The 18673-nt window shown below is 64.4% G+C and carries 16 protein-coding genes and 1 pseudogene; 6 read left to right on the forward strand and 11 right to left on the reverse strand.

The window, feature by feature from the left end; genetic code table 11:
* Window positions 1–13 precede the first annotated feature (13 nt).
* Window positions 14–1057 carry an aliphatic amidase gene (locus ACNFHO_RS25225; RefSeq protein ID WP_416767736.1) on the forward strand — a complete coding sequence of 348 codons (1044 nt, stop codon included), beginning with the start codon at window positions 14–16 and terminating at the stop codon, window positions 1055–1057.
* Window positions 1058–1060: 3 nt separating this feature from the next.
* Window positions 1061–2038: an AAA family ATPase gene (locus ACNFHO_RS25230; RefSeq protein WP_416767737.1), complete on the forward strand. Its 978-nt coding sequence runs from the start codon at window positions 1061–1063 to the stop codon at window positions 2036–2038.
* Between the two features lie 308 nt (window positions 2039–2346).
* On the opposite strand, the pseudogene ACNFHO_RS25235 reads toward ACNFHO_RS25230, so the two are convergent.
* From ACNFHO_RS25235 to ACNFHO_RS25275, 9 genes and pseudogenes are all read right to left on the reverse strand, one after another.
* A pseudogene (locus ACNFHO_RS25235) lies at window positions 2347–3032 on the reverse strand (LexA family transcriptional regulator).
* Between the two features lie 225 nt (window positions 3033–3257).
* Complete coding sequence (gene ppa, locus ACNFHO_RS25240; RefSeq protein ID WP_003255365.1) at window positions 3258–3785, reverse strand: inorganic diphosphatase; 528 nt, start codon at window positions 3783–3785, stop codon at window positions 3258–3260.
* A 93-nt stretch (window positions 3786–3878) separates the two neighbouring features.
* Window positions 3879–4694 carry a zinc-dependent peptidase gene (locus ACNFHO_RS25245; RefSeq protein ID WP_112897235.1) on the reverse strand — a complete coding sequence of 272 codons (816 nt, stop codon included), beginning with the start codon at window positions 4692–4694 and terminating at the stop codon, window positions 3879–3881.
* 6 nt (window positions 4695–4700) lie between these two features.
* On the reverse strand, window positions 4701–5348 hold the full coding sequence (locus ACNFHO_RS25250; RefSeq protein WP_054892787.1) for a DedA family protein: 648 nt from the start codon (window positions 5346–5348) through the stop codon (window positions 4701–4703).
* 279 nt (window positions 5349–5627) lie between these two features.
* Complete coding sequence (locus ACNFHO_RS25255) at window positions 5628–6086, reverse strand: GNAT family N-acetyltransferase (RefSeq protein WP_054892789.1); 459 nt, start codon at window positions 6084–6086, stop codon at window positions 5628–5630.
* Between the two features lie 108 nt (window positions 6087–6194).
* Entirely contained in the window at window positions 6195–7013 is an 819-nt protein-coding gene (gene eutC / locus ACNFHO_RS25260; RefSeq protein ID WP_054892790.1) for an ethanolamine ammonia-lyase subunit EutC, read from the reverse strand.
* 8 nt (window positions 7014–7021) lie between these two features.
* Entirely contained in the window at window positions 7022–8416 is a 1395-nt protein-coding gene (locus ACNFHO_RS25265) for an ethanolamine ammonia-lyase subunit EutB (protein ID WP_054892791.1), read from the reverse strand.
* A gap of 49 nt (window positions 8417–8465) precedes the next feature.
* Entirely contained in the window at window positions 8466–9914 is a 1449-nt protein-coding gene (gene eat, locus ACNFHO_RS25270; protein ID WP_416767739.1) for an ethanolamine permease, read from the reverse strand.
* A 192-nt stretch (window positions 9915–10106) separates the two neighbouring features.
* Window positions 10107–11627, reverse strand: coding sequence for an aldehyde dehydrogenase family protein (locus ACNFHO_RS25275; RefSeq protein WP_054892793.1), 1521 nt, complete (start codon window positions 11625–11627; stop codon window positions 10107–10109).
* 265 nt (window positions 11628–11892) lie between these two features.
* Between ACNFHO_RS25275 and ACNFHO_RS25280 the strand changes: the two genes are divergently transcribed.
* The 4 genes from ACNFHO_RS25280 (at window position 11893) to ACNFHO_RS25295 (ending at window position 16183) form a co-directional block, all read left to right on the forward strand.
* Window positions 11893–13857: a sigma-54-dependent Fis family transcriptional regulator gene (locus ACNFHO_RS25280; protein WP_416767740.1), complete on the forward strand. Its 1965-nt coding sequence runs from the start codon at window positions 11893–11895 to the stop codon at window positions 13855–13857.
* 66 nt (window positions 13858–13923) lie between these two features.
* Window positions 13924–15273 carry a UDP-N-acetylmuramate:L-alanyl-gamma-D-glutamyl-meso-diaminopimelate ligase gene (mpl, locus tag ACNFHO_RS25285; RefSeq protein WP_063542580.1) on the forward strand — a complete coding sequence of 450 codons (1350 nt, stop codon included), beginning with the start codon at window positions 13924–13926 and terminating at the stop codon, window positions 15271–15273.
* Window positions 15270–15899 carry a flavin prenyltransferase UbiX gene (gene ubiX, locus ACNFHO_RS25290; protein WP_063542582.1) on the forward strand — a complete coding sequence of 210 codons (630 nt, stop codon included), beginning with the start codon at window positions 15270–15272 and terminating at the stop codon, window positions 15897–15899. Before mpl ends, ubiX begins: the two co-directional genes overlap by 4 nt.
* Entirely contained in the window at window positions 15896–16183 is a 288-nt protein-coding gene (locus ACNFHO_RS25295) for a YceK/YidQ family lipoprotein (protein WP_054892797.1), read from the forward strand. The genes ubiX and ACNFHO_RS25295 overlap by 4 nt, the downstream gene beginning before the upstream one ends.
* 46 nt (window positions 16184–16229) lie before the next feature.
* Here the strand turns inward: ACNFHO_RS25295 and ACNFHO_RS25300 are convergent, their stop codons facing one another.
* Both ACNFHO_RS25300 and ACNFHO_RS25305 read right to left on the reverse strand, forming a co-directional pair.
* The gene (locus ACNFHO_RS25300) at window positions 16230–16874 is read right to left on the reverse strand and encodes an oxidoreductase (protein ID WP_416767741.1); all 645 of its coding nucleotides are present in this window, start codon (window positions 16872–16874) and stop codon (window positions 16230–16232) included.
* 27 nt (window positions 16875–16901) lie between these two features.
* On the reverse strand, window positions 16902–18635 hold the full coding sequence (locus ACNFHO_RS25305; RefSeq protein WP_112897238.1) for a C13 family peptidase: 1734 nt from the start codon (window positions 18633–18635) through the stop codon (window positions 16902–16904).
* Window positions 18636–18673 lie beyond the last annotated feature (38 nt).

An 18673-nucleotide genomic window follows, 5' to 3' on the forward strand; every position in this document is an offset into this window, starting at 1 on the left:
GAGGTTCGTTTTCATGCGCCACGGCGATATTTCCAGCAGCCCCGACACCGTCGGCGTTGCTGTCGTGAACTACAAGATGCCGCGCCTGCACAGCAAGGCCGAAGTCATCGATAACGCCCGCAAGATCGGCGAAATGATCAAGGGCATGAAGCAGGGGTTGCCAGGCATGGACCTGGTGGTCTTCCCCGAGTACAGCACCATGGGCATCCTCTATGACCACGACGAGATGATGGCCACTGCCGCGAGCATACCGGGCGAGGAAACTGCGATCTTCTCGGCGGCCTGCCGCGACGCCAACACCTGGGGGGTGTTTTCCCTGACCGGCGAGCGTCACGAGGAACACCCGCACAAGGCGCCGTACAACACCCTGGTGCTGATCGACAACCAGGGACAGATCGTCCAGCGCTATCGCAAGTGCATCCCCTGGTGCCCCATCGAGGGCTGGTACCCGGGCGATCGCACCTACGTCTGCGACGGCCCCAAGGGCATGAAGATCAGCCTGATCATCTGCGACGACGGCAACTATCCGGAGATCTGGCGCGATTGCGCGATGAAGGGTGCCGAACTGATCGTACGCTGCCAAGGCTACATGTACCCGGCCAAGGAGCAGCAGGTGCAGATGTCCAAGAGCATGGCCTGGGCCAACAACTGCTACGTCGCGGTGGCCAACGCCGCGGGGTTCGATGGCGTGTACTCGTACTTTGGCCATTCGGCGATCATCGGCTTCGATGGCCGTACCCTGGGGGAGTGTGGTGAAGAGGAGATGGGTATCCAGTACGCCCAGTTGTCGATCTCGCAGATCCGCGATGCACGTGCCAACGACCAGTCGCAGAACCACCTGTTCAAGTTGCTGCACCGGGGCTACACCGGGGTGTTCGACTCTGGCGACGGCGACAAGGGCGTGGCCGACTGCCCCTTCGAGTTCTACCGCACCTGGGTACTGGATGCGCAGAAAGCCCAGGAGAATGTCGAGCGCATCACCCGGCGTACGGTCGGCGTAGCCGATTGCCCGGTGGGGCAGTTGCCCCACGAAGGCCAAGAACGCAGCGTGGGTTGAGGCATGTCGTCTCTGCAGGCGTGTGCGCCGGTCTCGCGTTTCGTGTTCGAGCCGCAGCAGGTGATGAGCCTGCTGCGCCAGCGCATCGTCGGGCAGGAGGTGGCGCTGGCGGCCGTGGAGGCGCAGCTCAAGGTGCTCAAGGCCGACATCAGCGACCCTGGGCGCCCGCTCGGCGTGAACCTGTTCATGGGCCCGACCGGGGTCGGCAAGACCGAGATCGTGCGCCTGCTCGCCCAGGCCATCCATGGCCGCCCCGACGCGTTGGGTCGCATCGACATGCAGACCCTGGCCCAGGAGCATTACGCCGCGTCGTTGACCGGCGCGCCGCCGGGCTACGTGGGCAGCAAGGAAGGCATCAGCCTGTTCGACGAGACACTGATTGCCGGCAGCTACAGCCGCCCTGGCATCGTGTTGTTCGATGAATTGGAAAAAGCCAGCGACCAGGTGCTGCGCAGCCTGCTGGGCATCCTGGAAAGCGGCCGCCTGACCCTGGCGGGCGGCAACCGCACCCTGGACTTTCGCAACAGCCTGATTTTCATGACCAGCAATGTGGGGGCGCGTGAGGCCGGGCGGCGGTTGCGTCGGGGATGGCGGCGATGGCTGGCGCTGTTCGGCGAGTCCGAGGCGCAGGTGCTCGAGCGCGCGCTGCACCAGCGTTTCGAACCGGAGTTTCTCAATCGCATCGACCGCATCCTCATGTTCGAGCGCATCGAAGGGCGCTGGCTGGAAGCGTTGCTGGATATCGAGTTGGCCAGGCTGGCGCAGCGCCTGGGGCCTCAGCGCCGCGTGCAGTTGGACGAGTCGGCGCGGGCTTGGCTGATCGCTGGGTACGACGTACGTTTCGGGGCCAGGGCCCTTGGGCGACGCGTGCGGGTGATGCTGGAGCCGGCGATTGCCGACTGTCTGCTGGACGCTGACGGGAAAGGGGATATGAAGGTGACACTGCGCGGCGAACGGCTACTGGTCACGCGCTGCGCCTGAGCAGGGGCAGGGCCGTGGTAGCGAGTCTACCCGCGTAGCAGACAACGCGAAGGGCAAGGATTGCGCGCTGGATTTCGGGCAGTAAAAAGCCGGCTTGTGGCCGGCTCTCGGGGACGGGCTTGGCTAATTTTTGGTAAGCCGCAACCGCCTTAACAGATTGGCCATCGAGGCCTGAAAAAGATGACAAACGGCCGTGTGGGGCGTCGTCAGGTGCTCTGGGATGCGGCTTGTGCCGACCCTCGGCTAAATGTGCCGCGTAGCATACTAGGGCTCGCCAGGGATGCCCAGCGAAAATTGGCACCGGGTGTTCATACGGGCCGCTGACGGCTGAACCACGACCACCAGAATACCCACCCCAGTACCTGCATGCCCTGGGCGTGGCGCTGGGCCGGGGTATAGCGCTCGACGGCGTAGTTGCGTCGGTCGTGGCTGTGCAGGCACAGCGTGCCGTTATGGTTCAGGCTGAGGCTGTGCACCCGCAACCGGCCCTCGTGCATCAGCGCGTAGGTCTGCCCGTCGACCACGCGGGTCAGGCTGCGGTCGATGGCCAGGGCGGCGCCAATGGGGATCAGCGGTGCCATGTTAGCGTCTGGCATGTCCAGGCAAATGGCGTTTTCCGGGAGGATGCCGAGCGTCTCCAATGCCTGCGCCGACACCAGCAGGTGGCGCTCCGGATCCGATATGAGCTGGCCGTCGAGCAGGCGGTGGAAATCGACGCAGATCTGCCTGCCGCCATGGCCGGGGGGCGCGGTTTCGGGCTGTGGCAGGCCGGGGCGCAGGATCGGGCTCGGGTGCTTGGGCCTTCGCCGCTGCGCAGCCAGTGGCGATAGACGCAGAACAGGTCGGCGATTTCGTCCAGGCGCGCCAGGGGAATACCCCGTTTGAACCAGTTGTTCACGTGCTGGGGTGTGACATTGCGCTGGGCGGCGAAGTCGGAAGGGGTCAGGCCACATTCCTGCAGGAGTGTCTTGAGACGGTCACCGGAATTGTTCATGGCGGCGAGTCTAGATTGTGGTGCGAGGAGAGGAAATAAACAGCGTGTTTATGCTAAGGGTGGAAATCTGAGGCTGTTGTCGGCTGCTTTTGCAGGGTGATGTGGGATTTCTCTTTTATTTTTGGATGAGACATTTGATGACCCTGCAAGAAAACGGTGTCTGTATCCGAGAGGCATAAAAAAGCCCGGCACAGATGGCCGGGCTTTTTCATGGCAAGGCAGTCATCAGCCCTTGTAGGCGGCAACCGACTTGGTGATCGCGGCGCGGGCGGCGTCAGCGCCTTCCCAGCCTTCGATCTTGACCCACTTGCCCTTCTCCAGATCCTTGTAGTTGGCGAAGAAGTGCTCGATCTGCTGGATCAGCAGAGCCGGCAGGTCGGTGTACTCTTTCACGTCGACGTACAGCTGCGACAGCTTGTCGTGCGGTACGGCGATGACCTTGGCGTCGCCGCCGCCGTCGTCGGTCATGTTCAGTACGCCGACCGGACGGGCACGGATCACCGAGCCTGGGGCGACCGGGTACGGGGTGACGACCAGCACGTCCAGCGGATCACCGTCGTCGGCCAGGGTGTTGGGGATGAAGCCGTAGTTGGCTGGGTAGAACATCGGGGTCGCCATGAAACGGTCGACGAACAGGGTATCGCTGTCCTTGTCGATCTCGTATTTGATCGGCGCGTGGTTGGCAGGGATCTCGATGGCGACGTAGATGTCGTTCGGCAGGTCCTTGCCCGCAGGAATCTTGCTGTAGCTCATTGGGCTTTGCCCCCGTGATTGACCAAAAAAGTGGCGGCGATTATAGGCACATTCCGCCAGCGCATGCCACGGTCGGCCTGATGTGCGGGCGTATCAGACGTGGGCGTCGCGGTACTGCGGGTGTTCGGCCTGCAGGCGTGTCAGGCGGGCCAGCGGGTCCTGGCGATAGAACAGCGACAATTGTCGGTACACCTGTGGATAACTTTCGTGCAGCAGGTCTGGAGCACTGAAGAAGTATTCACTGGTCACGGCGAAGAATTCGGCCGGATTTTCCGCAGCGTAGGGATCGATGGGCGTTTCCAGGTCAGGGTTGGCGTCGAGCTGGCGGTTGAGATCGTCGTAGGCCTGCTGCATGGCGTGGGCCCAGGCATTGACGTCCATGCCCGGGTGCAGGGGCGGCAGGCCGTTGGCGTCGCCGTTGAGCATGTCGAGCTTGTGCGCCAGCTCGTGGATCACCAGGTTGTAGGCTTCCCAACCGCCGCTGGCCTCGACGCCGGCCCAGGCCATGATCACCGGGCCCTGCTGCCAGGCCTCGCCGCTGTGTTCGCCGTCCCACACATGCTCGACACCACTGGCATCGCGGTGGCGCTGGGGGCTCTTGAAGTCGTCGGGGTAGAGGATGATCTCGTGAAAGCCCTGGTACCAGTTCAGCTCGCCCAGGTGCAGCAGTGGAAGCTGGGCCTGGGCCGCGAGGAACAGGCGCTGCTCGTCGTCCAGCTCGACGCCGGGCAGGGTAGTGAGGTGCTTGTCGTACAGAAACAGCACGCTGGCCTCGCGCAGCCAGCGGTCTTCCTCGTCGCTGATGCCGTCGAGCAGGGGCAGGCGGTCACGGATCGCCTGCCACAGCGCTTGATCGACCTGGTAGCGCGCCAGGGTGCGCTTGCGCCGCCAGGCGCTGAACGACCACATGGACGGTCAGTGGGCCTTGGCGGTACGGCCCAGTCGGCCACGCAGCAGGCCCAGGATCATCGGCACCAGCGACAGGACGATGATGGCCACGACCATCAGCGACAGGTGCTGCTTGATGAAAGGCACGTTACCGAAGAAGTAGCCCAGGGTGACCAGGCCGCCAACCCACAGCAGGGTGCCGGCGACGCTGAAACCTAGGAAACGCGGGTAGTGCATGTGGGCAATGCCGGCGACGAACGGGGCGAAGGTGCGCAGGATGGGCAGGAAGCGGGCAAGGGTGACGGTCTTGCCGCCGTGGCGTTCGTAGAATTCGTGGGTGCGCTGCAGGTAGTCGCGGCGGAAGATCTTCGAGTTCGGGTTGCGGAACAGGCGTTCCCCGGCCGTTCGTCCGATCACGTAGTTGGTGCTGTCGCCGAGGATCGCGGCGACCATCAGCAGGCCGGCGAGCAGTACCGGATCCATGCCACCGCCCGCGGCCACGGCGCCGGCGATGAACAGCAGCGAATCGCCCGGCAGGAAGGGCATGACCACCAGGCCGGTCTCGCAAAAGATCACCGCGAACAGGATGGCGTAGATCCAGGGACCATAGTTGGTCACCAGCAGGTCGAGGTAGGCATCGAGATGCAGGATAAGGTCCAGCGGGTTGAATTCCATGTACAGCACCTGTTGTCTTGACCCGCTTCCACGGGCGCGCGATGACGGACGACGTCATTTTGCGTGGGCATGTTCACCGGTGGATGGGTAACTTTTCACACATGACGAATGGGGCATTATACGGCGAAGTCGTGAAGATGCCCGGGGAGTTTGTAGCGGGGGGTTACGGGGCGGCGTAAGCCGTCCCCCGCAGGGTGGACGGCACTGGCCTCCAGATCTGAACGGGACGGTTGCTGGCTATGGAAAGCACGCCGAGCAGTGTCAGATGAGCCCGGTCGGTCAATCCTGGCTGATCGGCAGGACGTAGTTCTCGAACTCGGTATCCTTGCGAAAGCCCATGGACTCGTAGGTCTTCATCGCTACCTCGTTGTCGCTGCTGGTGGATACGCGCATGCGCACGGCGTTGGTTTCCTTCGCCATCTTCTTGGCTTCGCGCATCAGGTGGTCGGCCACCAGCATGCGTCGGGAATCCTCGGCAACGTAGATATCGTTGAGGATCCACACACGTTTGAGCGACAGCGAGGAAAAACTCGGGTAGAGCTGGCAGAAACCCAGCAGCTTGCTGTTGTCGTCATCCGGCAGGGCCAGGTAGATCACCGATTCACCGCGTTTGAGGCGCTTCTCGAGAAAACTGCGCGAGGTGTCCGGGTAGGGCAGTTGCCCATAGAACTCGCGATAGGTGACGAACAGCGGGGTGAGCAGGTCGAGGTGTTCCAGGGTTGCCTTGATGATGCGCATGAGCAGGCCTCAGAGTCCATGTGGGAACGGGGGGATGCAAGCTGCCTCGTACCGGCATGCTGCCCCAAGGCAGCCTAGAAGCGCAATCCGCCTTGGGTTACATGTTTTCTACCCTTCACCGAGCAGGAAGTTTCCGCATTTGCTGGACGAGTTTTCGCTGTCGATGCTGTGGACCTCGGCTTCATCCTTCAGGTTCACCCCTGAAAGCTGTCGGCGACAGGCCTCGCGCATCAGGTACAGCAGGCGATGCGCGGCCATGCCGTAGCTCAGGCCTTCCAGGCGCACGTTGGAGATGCAGTTGCGGTAGGCGTCGGTCAGGCCCACTTTCGGGGCGTAGGTGAAGTACAGGCCCAGGCTGTCGGGCGAGCTCAGGCCAGGGCGTTCGCCGATCAGCATCACGGTCATCCGCGCACCGAGCAGCTCGCCGACTTCGTCGGCCACCGCGACTCGGCCCTGTTCCACCAGGATCACCGGGGCGCTGCTCCAGCCATCGGCGGCGGCCTGTTCCTCGAAGCGGCTCAGCAAGGGCAGCGTGTGGCGATGCACGGCCAATGCCGAGAGGCCGTCGGCCACCACGATTGCCAGATCGACGCCGCCCGGGTTGGCCTGGGCGTGTTCACGCAGTTTCAGTGCCGAGTCGTCGCTCAGGCGACGCCCAAGGTCGGGACGCTGCAGATACTGGTGACGATCGGCGGCGGCGCTGTGCAGCAACAGGCTGTCACGGCCACGGTCGCTCAGTTGCTGGCGCAGGCCGGCATGGTCGAAGGGCAGGTGCACCGCATCGCGGGCCTGGGCGTGGGCGAACTGGAAATCCAGCTGCGCCCCGGTCGGCAGGCTGGTACCGGTACGGCCCAGGGCGATGCGCGCGGGCGTCAGGTTGCGCAGGGCCAGCCAGGGGTTGTCATGCGTGGGGGTAGGTCGGTCCATGGTCGTCCCTATGCGAGCTGCGCCAACGCGTGGCGGAAGGCCGGAGGCAGGTTGTCGCCGAAGCGTACCCGGCCGTCGGCCTGGGTGAAGATGCCGGTGCGTTCCAGCCAGGCCTCGAATTCCGGGCCGGGTTTCAGGCCGAGCGTCTGGCGCGCGTAGAGCGCGTCGTGGAACGAGGTGGTCTGGTAGTTGAGCATGATGTCGTCGGAGCCAGGGATGCCCATGATGAAGTTGATCCCGGCGACACCGAGCAGGGTCAGCAAGGTGTCCATGTCATCCTGGTCGGCTTCGGCGTGGTTGGTGTAGCAGATGTCGCAACCCATCGGCACGCCGAGCAGCTTGCCGCAGAAGTGGTCTTCCAGGCCGGCGCGGATGATCTGCTTGCCGTTGTACAGGTACTCCGGGCCGATGAAACCGACCACGGTGTTGACCAGGAATGGCTTGAAATGCCGCGCCACGGCGTAGGCGCGGGTCTCGCAGGTTTGTTGATCGACGCCGTGGTGGGCGTTGGCCGACAGCGCGCTGCCCTGGCCGGTCTCGAAGTACATGAGGTTCTGCCCGAGGGTGCCGCGCTTGAGCGATAGCCCTGCCTCGTAGCCTTCCTGGAGTACGTTGAGGTTGATGCCGAAGCCAGCGTTGGCGGCCTCGGTGCCGGCGATGGACTGGAACACCAGGTCCAGCGGCACGCCGCGGTTGATCGCCTCGATCGAGGTGGTGACGTGGGTGAGCACGCAGGCCTGGGTGGGAATGTCGTAGCGCTGGATGATCGCGTCGAGCATTTCCAGCAGGGCGCAGATCGAGGCGATGCTGTCGGTCGCCGGGTTGATGCCGATCATGGCGTCGCCGTTGCCGTACAGCAGGCCGTCGAGGATGCTGGCGGCGATGCCGGCGGGCTCGTCGGTGGGGTGGTTGGGCTGCAGACGGGTCGACAGCCGCCCGCGCAGGCCCATGGTGCCGCGAAACGCGGTGACCACGCGGATCTTCTGTGCCACCAGCACCAGGTCCTGGACGCGCATGATCTTCGACACGGCGGCGGCCATTTCCGGCGTCAGGCCGGGGGCCAGGGCGCGCAGGCTGGCTTCGTCGGCCGCTTCGCTGAGCAGCCAGTCACGCAGGCCGCCGACGGTGAGGTGGCTGACCGGGGCGAACGCGGCGGCGTCATGGGTGTCGATGATCAGCCGGGTGATCTCGTCCTGTTCGTAGGGGATCAGCGCTTCGCTGAGAAAGTGACTGAGCGGGATGTTGGCCAGGGCCATCTGCGCGGCGACCCGTTCGCCGTCGTTGGCGGCGGCGACGCCGGCCAGGAAGTCGCCCGAACGCGCCGGGCTGGCCTTGGCCATGACTTCCTTGAGGCTGTCGAAGCGGTAGACCAGATTGCCTACCGTGTGTACGAAACTTGCCATACAGAATCTCCAGAGCGCCGCAGGGCTGGCCTGCGGCGTAAGTCGGCGATCAGTGCAAGGCCTCTTCGGCCTTCTGGATCGCGGCGAATTCCTCTTCCGGCGTCCCGGCCACCAGATGGTGACGACTGTAGAAAGCAAAGTAGGCAATTAATACCGCATAGATCACGGCAGCGCCAATCACCACGCGTGGGTCGACCAGGAAGCCGGCGACCACGGCGATGCAGGCCAGCACCAGGGCCACGCCCGAGGTGAAGATGCCGCCGGGGGTACGGTACGGGCGCTCCATCTTCGGCCGACGGATGCGCAGGGTGATGTGCGCGGCCATCATCAGCACGTAGGACAGGGTGGCACCGAACACCGCAACCAGGATCAGCAGGTCACCCTGGCCAGTCAGCGACAGGGCGAAACCGATGATGCCGGGGATCACCAGGGCCAGTACCGGCGCCTTGCTCTTGTTGGTTTGCGAGAGCTTGCGCGGCAGGTAGCCCGCGCGCGAAAGCGCGAAGATCTGCCGCGAATAGGCGTAGATGATCGAGAAGAAGCTGGCGATCAGCCCGGCCAGGCCGACCAGGTTGACGAAGCCGCCCATCCAGGTCGAGCCGCCGTACGCCTTCGACAGTGCCTCGACCAGCGGGTTGCCCGAAGCCTTGAGCGCTTCGGAGCCGGCGCCGCCGGGGCCGACCACCAGGATCAGCAAGGCGAAGGCCAGCAGCACCAGCATCGCGCCGATCAGGCCGCGGGGCAGGTCGCGCTTGGGGTTCTTGGTCTCTTCTGCGGCCAGGGGCACGCCTTCGACGGCGAGGAAGAACCAGATCGCATAGGGGATCGCCGCCCAGATGCCGACATAGCCGAATGGCAGGAAGCTGCTGGCGCCGACGGCGTCGGTCTTGGCGATGTCGAACAGGTTGGCTGCATCAAAATGGGGCGCCATGCCGATCAGGAACACCGCCAGTGCAATCGCAGCGACGGCGGTGATGATGAACATCAGCTTCAGCGCCTCGCCGACCCCGAAGATGTGGATGCCGATAAAGACGATGTAGAACGCCAGGTAGATCATCCAGCCGCCGATGCCGAACAGCGATTGGCAGTAGGCGCCGATGAACACCGCGATGGCGGCGGGGGCGATGGCGTATTCGATGAGGATCGCCGTGCCGGTGAGAAAGCCGCCCCAGGGCCCGAACGCGCTGCGGGCGAAGCCGTAGCCACCGCCAGCGGTGGGGATCATCGAGGACAGTTCGGCCAGCGAGAAGCACATGCACAGGTACATGGTGGCCATCAGCAGCGTGGCCAGGAACATGCCGCCCCAGCCACCTTGGGCGAGGCCGAAGTTCCAGCCGGCGTAGTCGCCGGAAATCACGTAGGCCACGCCTAGGCCCACCAGCAGGACCCAGCCTGCGGCGCCTTTTTTCAGTTCACGCTGCTGGAAATAGTCGGAGCCGACTTTCTCGAAATCTACGGAGGAGCTTGCCGGCGTGCCGGCGGATTGATCGCTTGGCATGGATTCACCTGTTGTTTTTTTGCGGGCCGGAAGGGGTTCCGGACCTTGGTGATTGTGTTGCAGGAAGCGAGCCAGAGCGGTTGGAGCGCGCCAACCGGCCTGAAATCTGGTGGATGCAGGTCGGGCCTCTTCGCGGGCAAGTCGCAGCGGCGGTTCGCCGCTGCGACTTGCCCGCGAAGGGCGCACCTCGGTTTAGAAGAAGCCCAGCGGATTGATGTCGTAGCTCACCAGCAGGTTCTTGGTCTGCTGGTAGTGGTCGAGCATCATCTTGTGGGTTTCACGGCCGACGCCGGACTTCTTGTAGCCACCGAACGCGGCATGCGCCGGGTACAGGTGGTAGCAGTTGGTCCACACGCGGCCGGCCTTGATGCCCCGGCCCATGCGGTAGGCGCGGTTGATGTCGCGGGTCCAGACGCCGGCACCCAGGCCGAACTCGGTGTCGTTGGCGATCGCCAGAGCTTCGGCTTCATCCTTGAAGGTGGTGACGCTGACCACCGGGCCGAAGATTTCCTCCTGGAACACACGCATCTTGTTGTTGCCCTTGAGCAGGGTCGGCTGGATGTAATAGCCGGTGGCCAGCGAGCCATCAAGTTGCTCTACCTTGCCGCCTGTCAGCAGCTCGGCGCCCTCTTCCTGGGCAATCTTGAGGTAGGACTGGATCTTCTCGAACTGCTGCTGCGAGGCCTGCGCGCCGACCATGGTATCGGTGTCCAGTGGGTCGCCGCGCTTGATCTGCAGCACCTTCTTCATCACCACTTCCATGAACTGCGGGTAGATCGACTCCTGCACCAGGGCACGGGACGGGCAGGTGCACACCTCGCCCTGGTTGAAGAAGGCCAGGACCATGCCTTCGGCGGCCTTCTCGATGAAGGTCGGCTCGGCTTGCATGATGTCTTCGAAGTAGACGTTCGGCGACTTGCCGCCCAGCTCCACGGTGGACGGGATGATGTTCTCGGCGGCGCATTTCATGATGTGCGAGCCCACCGGGGTGGAGCCGGTGAAGGCGATCTTGGCGATGCGCTTGCTGGTGGCCAGCGCTTCACCGGCTTCGCGGCCGTAGCCCTGCACCACGTTGAGCACGCCCTTGGGCAGCAGGTCGCCGATCAGTTCGAGCAGTACGGTGATGCCCAGCGGGGTCTGCTCGGCGGGCTTGAGCACCACGCAGTTGCCGGCGGCCAGGGCCGGGGCGAGCTTCCAGGCGGCCATCAGCAGCGGGAAGTTCCACGGGATGATCTGGCCGACCACGCCCAGCGGTTCGTGGATGTGGTAGGCGACAGTGTTTTCGTTGATCTCGGCGGCGCCGCCTTCCTGGGCGCGAATGCAGCCGGCGAAATAGCGGAAATGGTCGACCGCCAGCGGGATGTCGGCGTTGAGGGTCTCGCGGATCGGTTTGCCGTTGTCCCAGGTTTCGGTGATGGCCAGCACTTCGAGGTTCTGCTCGATGCGGTCGGCGATCTTCAGCAGAACGTTGGAGCGGTCCTGCACGCTGGTACGGCCCCAGGCGTCGGCGGCGGCGTGGGCGGCATCCAGGGCTTTGTCGATGTCTTCGGCAGTGGAGCGGGGGAATTCTGCGATCAGCTTGCCATTCACCGGCGAGGTGTTCTCGAAGTATTGCCCTTTGACCGGAGCTACGAACTCGCCGCCGATGTAGTTGCCGTAGCGGCTCTTGAACGAGACCTTGGCGCCCTCGGTACCGGGATGTGCGTAACGCATGGTGTGTCTCCTGGCTATTGTGTTTGTTGGGGAGTTGGAAAGCGTAGAGCAAAGGTCGGGCCAGTGCTTTGCGGCCCTTTGCAATCAATGACTTGGATCAGTCGTCGAGCGACTTCGAGCGGGTGTTGTGCCGAGAGCGGTACAGGCAGGGTGACACTTTGTGCCATTGGCGAGACGCTTCTGACTCGACGGTCGGGCCGTCATTGCAAAGCGTTCTCGGGAGGAGGATGCTGGCGGGACGCTTCATCTGCGGAGAACAACAAAAATGCAGAGCAACGCTTTCAGTCGCCATGCCCAGCAGGTACTCACGGTCGCTCGCGGGCAGCCCCACGGCCCGGCCAGCGACCCGTCCATCGCGCGCTCCTGGCTGCGCTGCCTCGAGGACTATCACCTCGACCCTGCGCTGGCCCAGGCTCCGGTGGTGCTCGAGCACGGGCGCCTGCTGGAGAGTCGCGAGCGCCTGCAGCAGGTGCTGCAGATCGCCGATGGCGAGATGAACAGCCTGCATCAGCAGTTGTCCGGCTCGGGCCACGCGGTGCTGCTTACCGATGCCCGCGGCGTGATCCTCAACTGCGTCACTGCGCCCAGCGAGCGACGGATCTTCGAGCGTGCCGGGCTGTGGCTGGGTGCAGACTGGAGCGAGGCGCGCGAGGGCACCAATGGCATCGGCACCTGCCTGGTCGAGCGCCAAGCCCTGACCATTCACCAGGACGAACACTTTCGCGGCCGCCATACCGGGCTGACCTGCTCGGCCAGCCCGGTGTTCGATCCGCACGGCGAGCTGCTGGCCGTGCTCGATGTATCCTCGGCGCGCCCGGATGTCTCGCGCCAGAGCCAGTTCCATACCATGGCGCTGGTCAACCTCTCGGCGAAGATGATCGAGAGCTGCTATTTCCTGCGGCACTTCGAGCATCACTGGTTGTTGCGCTTTCATCTGCAGGCCGAGTCGGTCGGGCTGTTCAGCGAGGGGCTGCTGGCCTTTGACGGCGATGGCCGGGTCTGTGCGGTCAACCAGAGCGCGCTGAACCTGTTGGGCAGCATTCGTGGCGGGGTGCTGGGCAAGTCGGTTGGGCGCTTCTTCGCCTGCAGTCACGACGAGCTGTTCAGCCGCGCCACGACGCAAGGCAGTGCGGCCTGGCCGCTGCGTACCCATGACGGGCGTCAGGTCTTTGCCAGCGTGCGCGGGCAGGCGCACAAGCCGGTATGGTCGGTGCCAGCGTCCTTGCCGCTGGCCACCCCGCGTGCCGAGCCTGGCATCTGCCTGCTCGACCCGGCCCTGCAACGGGATTTTCATCGTGCGTTGCGGGTTTACCAGCGCGATGTGCCGTTATTGCTGCGTGGCGAAACCGGATGCGGCAAGGAGGCGTTTGCCCAGGCCGTGCACAAGGCCAGCGAACGTAGCGCCAAGCCGTTCGTGGCGATCAACTGCGCATCGATTCCGGAAAGCCTGATCGAGAGTGAACTGTTCGGCTATCGCGGCGGCAGTTTCACCGGGGCGCGCAAGGAAGGGATGCGCGGCAAGCTGCTGCAAGCGGATGGTGGCACCCTGATGCTGGACGAGATCGGCGACATGCCGTTGGCCCTGCAGACCCGCCTGCTGCGAGTGCTGGAGGAGCGTCAGGTGGTGCCGATCGGGGGTGAGCCGCAGGCGGTGGACCTGCGCATCGTCAGCGCCACTCACCGGGATCTGCTGGAGCGGGTGGCGCAGGGGGCGTTCCGTGAGGATCTGTATTACCGGCTCAATGGGCTGGAAGTTGCGCTGCCAGCGGTGCGTGAGCGCAGCGACAAGGCTCAGTTGCTGGATTTCCTGCTGAGTCAGGAGGCCGAAGGGCAGGCCATCGAGATCGCGCCCGAGGCGCGTGAGGCGTTGTTGGGCTTTGCCTGGCCGGGGAACGTGCGGCAGATGCGTAACGTGCTGCGCACCTTGGTGGCGTTGTGCGATGGTCAGCGCATCGAGTTGTCTGACCTTCCCCAGACTGTTGTGGGAATGGGATTGCCCCGCGCTGGCTCAAGCGGGGGCAGCGATGTTGACTGTGCTGACGCCATCGCGGGGCAAGCCCGCTCCTATAGAAATGATCGTGCACCGCTGGAAAGTGCCGAGCGCGTTGCACTGTTGAAGGTACTGGAGGCAAACCGCTGGCACATGACCCGCGTCGCTGAACACTTGGGCATCAGCCGCAATACCTTGTATCGAAAACTGCGCAAACACGGTATCGCCAGGGCCAGTTGAGCGAAACAGCGGGTGCGATTTCCCTCGCCCTGGGCTACCCTGCCTCGATGTTTTGCGAGGTCGATCATGCACATTCACATTCTCGGTATTTGCGGCACTTTCATGGGTTCGCTGGCGGTGCTCGCCAAGGAGCTCGGCCATCGCGTCACCGGTTCCGACGCCAACGTCTATCCGCCGATGAGCACTCAGCTCGAGGCTCAGGGCATCGAGCTCACCCAAGGCTACGATCCGGCCCAGCTGGAGCCGGCTCCTGACCTTGTGGTCATCGGCAACGCCATGTCGCGTGGCAACCCTGCCGTGGAATACGTGCTGAACAAAGGCCTGCCCTACGTCTCCGGCCCGCAGTGGCTGGCCGACCATGTGCTGCAGGGCCGCTGGGTGCTGGCCGTGGCCGGTACCCATGGCAAGACCACCACCAGCAGCATGCTGGCCTGGGTGCTGGAGCATGCGGGCATGAGCCCGGGCTTCCTGATCGGCGGCGTGCCGCAGAACTTCTCGGTCTCGGCGCGCCTGGGCGGCACGCCGTTCTTCGTGGTCGAGGCCGACGAATACGACAGCGCCTTCTTCGATAAGCGTTCGAAGTTCGTGCATTACCACCCGCGCACCGCGATCCTCAACAACCTTGAGTTCGATCATGCGGATATCTTCCCGGATCTGGCGTCCATCGAGCGGCAGTTCCACCATCTGGTTCGGACCATTCCGAGTGAGGGGCTGGTCATCCACCCGACCACCGAGCAGGCGCTCGAGCGGGTCATCGGCATGGGCTGCTGGACTCCGGTCCAAACCACTGGCGAAGGTGGCCAGTGGCAGGCGCGCCTGCTGAGTCCGGACGGTTCGCGCTTCGAAGTGCTGTTCGACGGTGAGGCACAAGGGGTGGTGGACTGGGCCTTGACTGGCCAGCACAACGTCGCCAATGCCCTGGCCACGCTCGCCGCCGCGCGCCATGTCGGCGTGGTGCCGGCCATGGGCATCGATGGCCTCAGCGCCTTCAAGAGCGTCAAGCGGCGCATGGAGAAGGTCGCCGAGGTGCAGGGTGTGACCATCTACGACGATTTCGCCCACCACCCCACCGCCATCGCCACCACCCTCGACGGCCTGCGCAAGCGTGTGGGCGAGGCACCGGTGATTGCGGTGATCGAGCCGCGCTCCAACTCCATGAAACTGGGCGCCCACCGTGATGGCCTGCCGGAAAGTGTCAACGACGCCGACCAAGTGATCTGGTACGCCCCGGCCAACCTGGGCTGGGACCTGGCCGCCACGGCAGCGCAGTGCTCGGTGCCGAGCGTGGTGGCCGACAGCCTCGAGGCGATCATCGAGCGGATCAAGGGCCAGGCACGTCCGGGCACCCATGTGGTGATCATGAGCAATGGCGGCTTCGGCGGTCTGCACGGCAAGCTGGCCGAGGCCCTGAAGTGAGCGGCCCGGAGCGCATCACCCTGGCGATGACCGGCGCCTCGGGGGCGCAATACGGCCTGCGCCTGCTCGATTGCCTGGTGCGTGAGGACCGTGAGGTGCACTTCCTCATCTCCAAGGCCGCGCAGTTGGTGATGTCCACCGAAACCGACGTGCTGCTGCCGCCCAAGCCGCAGGCGATGCAGGCCTTCCTGACCGAATACACCGGCGCTGCCGATGGGCAGATCCGCGTGTATGGCAAGGAAGACTGGATGTCGCCGGTGGCCTCGGGTTCCGGCGCACCTGCGGCGATGGTGGTGGTGCCCTGTTCGACCGGCACGTTGTCGGCAATCGCCACCGGTGCTTGCAACAACTTGATCGAGCGGGCGGCGGACGTGACGCTCAAGGAGCGCCGGCAACTGATCCTGGTGCCGCGTGAAGCGCCGTTCTCCACCATCCACCTGGAGAACATGCTCAAGCTCTCGCAGATGGGCGCGGTGATCCTGCCGGCGGCGCCGGGCTTCTATCACCAGCCGCAGACCATCGATGACCTGGTGGACTTCGTTGTCGCGCGAGTGCTCAACCTGCTGAACATCCCCCAGGACATGTTGCCGCGCTGGGGCGAGCATCATTACGGGGTCGATGATTGAAGTGCGCGCTGACAGGCTTGCTGCTGCTGGGCTGCCTGAGTGGTTGCGCGACAGTGCGAACGCTGGATGCCAACCAGCCGGGGGCGCCAGTGGTGTATGCCGGCACTCGGCTGGACCTGTATGTGATGAATGGCGGGTGCTGCCCTGAGGATCGCTTCGGGGCCAAGGCACCGGGCTATCCTGCGCTGGATCTGCCCGGGAGCATGTTGCTCGATACACTGCTGCTGCCGCTATCGGTACTGACGGCGCTGGGGGTTGGATTCAACGCCAGTGGCGGCCTGTAACGGCCCTTTCGTGGGTTTACCCGCGAAGAGGCCTTGGAAGGTATTGCTATTTCTTGCCCAGCTTGCGCAACTCGTCAGACTCGACCACCCGGATCCCGTCCTCTTCCTCCAGTGCCAGTCGCCACAGCGCGCGGGCCAGGGTGCAGGCCTCGATACCTTTGTACTTGCCGGGAATCAGCCGGGCGAATGGCCCGGCCAGTCGCTCGGCCAGCCGTGGTTCGAGCCGTTCGCCCAGCAGCAGCGACGGCCGTACGATGGTCAACTGCGGCCAGTCCTGAGCCTTGAGCGCCTCTTCCATCTCGCCCTTGACCCGGTTGTAGAAGATCGATGATTTAGGGTCTGCACCGATTGCACTGATCACCAGCAGATGGCGTGCGCCCATCTCGCGTGCGCGCTTGCTGAAGGTCACGACCATGTCCAGGTCGACTGCACGGAAGGCGGTTTCGGAGCCGGCCTGCTTGAGTGTGGTGCCCAGGCAGCAGAAGGCGATATCGACGCGCCCGGCCAGTTGCGGGAGAAACACCGCCGGGTCACCCACCGGGTTTTCCAGGTGCGGATGCTCGGCCAGCGGCCTGCGGGTAGGCGCCAGCACACGGCTGATGGTGGGTTCGTTGAGCAGGCGGTCGAGCAGGTGTTCACCCGTAAGACCCGTGGCTCCGGCAAGCAGGACATGCTGAGGCGTCAAGTACATGATGTCTCTCCCTTGTTACAGCTCAGCTTAGCGGGTTCCAGGCTTTTTTGCCTGCTCCGGCGCGGCTGGCTGGGCCTTGTTCTTCAAGGCCTCCTCGGCTTGTTGCCGACGCAGACGCTGCCAGTGCGCGAGCACCTGTGGCGGTGCCCAGATCTGCGGCTCGGAGGCCTCGAAACCTTCCCTTCGTTCCCGTTCGGCAACGCTTTTGCGCGCCAGTTCAAACGCTTGTTTCAGGTCGTCGGTCTGGTTCAGTGCCTGGGCGAACAGGGCATCGCCGAAATAGGTGAAGTCGGCTTCTTCGGAGCAGCCGAACGAGACTCGGTCAGGGCGCGCTGCCGTCATGATCAGCGTGCGTTCATCCTTGAGCGGGGCGATGTAGCCACCTGAATAGCAGGCGGAGATGACAATCACCTTGTCGCGATCTTTCAGGGGGGAGAGGGCGTTGGCCAGCTCGTCGGCTGACAGGTCGGCCAGTTGCAGGCGCGGCTGGTCGAGTACCAGTTGGTGGTCATGGCTGCCGTGGCTGGTCAGGTAGACGAACACGATATCTTCCGGGCCACTGCGTTCGGCCAGTGTACGGGCTGCACGGGTGAGGTTCTCGCGGGTGGCCATCGGGCGGTCGGCCAGGTGGTCGCGGTGATTGACCAGGGTGACCTGACCGCGGGCGCCGAAACGCACCCTGAGCATGTTGCTGACATAGTCGGCTTCGCGCAGGAACACGCTCTGCTGGCCATCGCCGGCCAGGACCAGGCTGTACAGCTGGATGGGTGGGGCCGAGCGCGGTACTTTGGCCAGGGCCTCGTCGAGCAGCTTGCCCTGGTTGAGCAGGGCAAGGTCCAGCGGGTCGGGCAGCAGCGTGCCCTTGTCGTCGCGCACGCGCACGCCATTGATCCACTGGCCGGCCTCGACGCGGCCATCGGCTTGGATCAGCCGACCGCTACCCTGGTAGACGTCGTTGGCGAAGCCGCCAATGTACTGGCTGCCGTCCGCCAGGTGCAGATGGCCTTTGCCTGAGAAGCGCCAGTCCTGGAAGCCGCCCTTGTAGCGGCTGCCGTCGCTGCCCAGCAACTCGCCCTGGCCGCTGAGCGCACCATCCTTGAAGTCGCCGATCCACACATCGCCGTCGGCGTTTTCGTAGCGGCCGCGGCCTTCGAGGCGGTTTTCCTTGAATTCGCCGATGTACTGCTCGCCTTCGACGCTGTCGAAGGTGCCGGCACCTTCGAGTTGACCATCGATGAAGTGGCCGCTGAACTGGTTGCCGCTGGCATCGCTGCGCACTCCGGCGCCATTGGGCTTGCCCTTGGCGAACAGGCCCTGGTAGCGGCTGCCGTCAGCCAGTTCGAGCTGGCCGGCGCCCTCGTACAGATCATCCTTGAACTGGCCCCGGTAGGTCTGGTCGTGCTGCTTGAGGGTGCCTTCGCCGTCGCGCCGGCCATGCTTGAAGGTGCCGGCATAGTGGCTGCCAGGGGTGGTCAGGTCGCCCAGGCCTTCGAACAGCCCGGCGGCGAATTGGCCGCGATAGACCTCGCCATTGCTGCCGTGCCACTCACCCTGGCCATGCCACTGACCGTCCTTGAACGTGCCCGCATACCAGCTGCCGTTGGGATAGTCGATGCGGCCTTCGCCCTGCAGCAGACCATTGACCACCTCACCCCGGTAGCGCCCGCCGTCGGGCAGGCGCGCGTCCGGCGGCGACAGCGGTTCGCCTTCGCCGCAGGCAGCGAGCAGCAGGATCAGGGTCAGGGGCAGCAGCGGGCGCATGGCGTAATCCGAGCACAAAGGTGCGCCGAGTATGCCGC

The sequence above is a fragment of the Pseudomonas sp. NY15374 genome, assembly GCF_048068255.1.
GTDB lineage: Bacteria > Pseudomonadota > Gammaproteobacteria > Pseudomonadales > Pseudomonadaceae > Aquipseudomonas > Aquipseudomonas machongensis.